Annotated in this window: 1 protein-coding gene; it reads right to left on the bottom strand. The window is 48.8% G+C overall.

The window, feature by feature from the left end:
• A partial coding sequence (locus tag QVP40_RS05955) for a tRNA methyl transferase PRC-barrel domain-containing protein (RefSeq protein ID WP_330361895.1) occupies positions 1-451 on the bottom strand: 451 nt, incomplete at both ends.

The following is a 451-nucleotide window of genomic DNA, read 5'->3' as shown; positions in this document are numbered from 1 at the left end:
TATCTCCGTCATAAAAAACTGCAGCCTGACCGGGAGTAACGGCTCTCTGAGGCTCCTGGAAGGTAACGCGGATTCGATTTTCCCCAATTTGCTCAATAATGGCTGGCTGCTCCGGCTGGCGGTAACGGGTTTTTACCTTACACTGGACAGGGTCATCCAGATGATCCCAGGGAATCAGATTAATATCCCCCACCAGACAGGAGGAGGACATAAGATCATCCTTCCCGCCAAGAATCACCTGATTGTCTTTCAGGGATTTTGCGCAGACGTAAAGAGATTCCGGTGCAGAAATGCCCAGACCTCTTCTCTGACCAATTGTGTAATGGATGTGTCCTTTATGGGTTCCCAGAACTTTCCCTTCTTTGTTGACAAAATCTCCGGGTACGGCGGTCTGTCCGGTATATTCTTCGATAAAGGAAGCGTAATCGCCGTCAGGTACAAAACAGATATC

This window comes from Blautia sp. CAG:257 (assembly GCF_000433815.1).
Taxonomy (GTDB): Bacteria; Bacillota; Clostridia; order Lachnospirales; family Lachnospiraceae; genus Blautia_A; species Blautia_A caecimuris.
This window is presented reverse-complemented; position numbering and strand designations above follow the sequence as displayed.